The sequence below is a fragment of the Gordonia sp. NPDC057258 genome, assembly GCF_042668985.1.
Taxonomy (GTDB): domain Bacteria; phylum Actinomycetota; class Actinomycetes; order Mycobacteriales; family Mycobacteriaceae; genus Gordonia; species Gordonia hongkongensis.
In genome coordinates this window covers 1-2102 of the sequence record NZ_JBHUXZ010000075.1, presented here as the reverse complement: position 1 = coordinate 2102, position 2102 = coordinate 1, and the positions used below count along the sequence as shown (strand labels likewise).

Sequence of the window (2102 nt, the reverse complement as noted above, 5' to 3'; positions counted from 1 at the left end):
TCGACACGACGAACACAGGGTGGGGACTTTTATCTGGCCACCAGCGGGGACCTCGACCTGGCCACCAGTGGGGACTTTCTCATGGCCATGGACACCTATGCCGTAGTCGGGGTTTCGTGTCCACCATTCTCGGACTTGTTCTATGTCCGAGCTGGATCCGGTACTAAAGCTAACGATAGGCCTGTCCTTGGTTCTTGGTGCGAGAGGGAAGATCCGAAGTCCCGAACCCGCGTACGCCTCCGCAGCCTCCGCAAGGCTCATCCCTGTGACGTCCGGAATGACGATGGGTTCGATCACCCTGCGCGTGCGTGTTGAACCGCGGGGGGTAGCCGATGCCGCCGACGCGCCGTTCAGCCCCTCCCTCGCTCGCTCGGCGGCGGGAGCGCCCGTCTCGCGCGTCGGTTCGTCGGGACTCTCGGAATCGCGCGAGACATCGGGGACTGTACGTGGTCGGGACTCTCGGAATCGCGCGAGACATCGGGGACTGTACGTGGTCGGGACTCTCGGAATCGCGCGAGACATCGGGGACTGTACGTGGTCGGCACTCGTCGTCCGATGCAGCTGACGACGGATTAGGTATGCTCATAGTGCGAGTCTTTCTGTTGCGCAGATGGATTCGAAACCAGGTCGCCCGCTCCCTGGATCAACGTCGCTGGCGTCCGCAGAGCTTCATCCCGGCCTCTGCGGACGCCAGTTGGCGTTTTACGGGCTGGCTGCTACTAGGGCTCCTGTGGCTCCGCTACGGACCACTCCGGCGCCAGATCGTTCGGGTGCAGCCACCGTAATGAGGCGTCTCCGTACTCGCTGCGCACTCGCTCGACGCAACCACCGCAGACCAACAGCAAGACAAGCCATTCGCTCTTCGCGAGGGGCAGGATTAAGCGGTCAGCTGAATCCGCCGGAGTTCGGGGATTGTCTCCATGCCACCCGCATACCGCATCGTCATCGACGTGGATGTTTGCTAGGACCTCCCGCAGCACGACCGGGGACAGCGCAACGAACTCAAGCTGGGGCTTCCATGAGAGGAGCACGCGTGGCGCTTCAATAGCCGCTAGGTCAGGAAAGTCCTCGGCTGGACGAAACCACCCTTGCCCAGGCCAGAGAAGCCGTGTGTTCTGATCCGCCGTGCCATCGAACGTCGAGAAGAGGCCGCGATGCGTCTTGATGACGTGATCCCGTTTCCGGCGCAGCTTATCCCCAGGGCCAACAACCGACATCGCCTCAAACTTGAGTTGGTCCACTTCCCGGTAGACGGCTGCGCGCTGGTCCGCAAGTGCTGAGGCTTCGGGGCTTGTGCTCATGCTGCACCGCCCGTTCCCTCGCGTCGCATACTTTCGAGCCATGCCCTGACATCGTTCTCGCTGTACAGGTTTCGGTTCGCAACACGGTACGTAGGCAGATGTCCGTCTATCGTTTGCCAGCGCACGAATCGTTCCGTGATGGCAGGTACCCCAAGCGTTCTGCAAAACTCCACGACGCCCTGGCGGTTCATCGTAGGCAGCGTGGGGTCAGCTTGGGTGGATAGAGGTCTGGTTTCAGTCATGATCGAGGAGTCCCCTCAGGCCAGCGCCGCCCGCAAACAGCGGCAAGTCAACAAGAATTGATGACCCTGGGCGTGACGCGACCAACCCGGCTCGCCCTATCCTCGCTGCGCTGGATTCTTCGCCACCCTTTCGGGGCGTCTCCAGGGCCTGCGACGCGCGTTCGTTCGCTAATGGAGGGCCTTTGCCTACCTCGGGTACTTTCCGAAGCCGTCTCTAACTATACCGCCTTCGATCCGGAGTCGTAGCTCTTCCGTTCGCTGGGATCACGCTGCAGCACAGCACCTTATCCCAGATAGCCACTTCTGAGGCTCTCGCGCCAATAGCCACGTACCGACCAAGAATCTCGACTCGCCAGAGGACGACTCCTGGTATGACAGAGATCACACTACTGCTGCGTCCGTCTAACTCGCTTAGTCGGCAGCGGAGCGGTGGGAGTAGGTAGCAACCGAGCTTGCGACCGAACGGGACTGCTGCACGGATAGGTGACATCTGATCTGGCTTGCCTTCGGGCGGTCGGGAAGGATGTAGCTGTGCCCAAGCCGTACCCCCAGGAGTTCC

The 2102-nt window shown here is 61.5% G+C and carries 1 protein-coding gene; it reads right to left on the bottom strand.

Annotation, left to right across the window (positions count from 1 at the left end; translation table 11 throughout):
• Positions 1 to 261: bifunctional DNA primase/polymerase (locus ACFUEJ_RS24130; RefSeq protein WP_388032367.1), on the bottom strand; the 261-nt coding region annotated here is incomplete at its 3' end.
• Positions 262 to 2102 lie beyond the last annotated feature (1841 nt).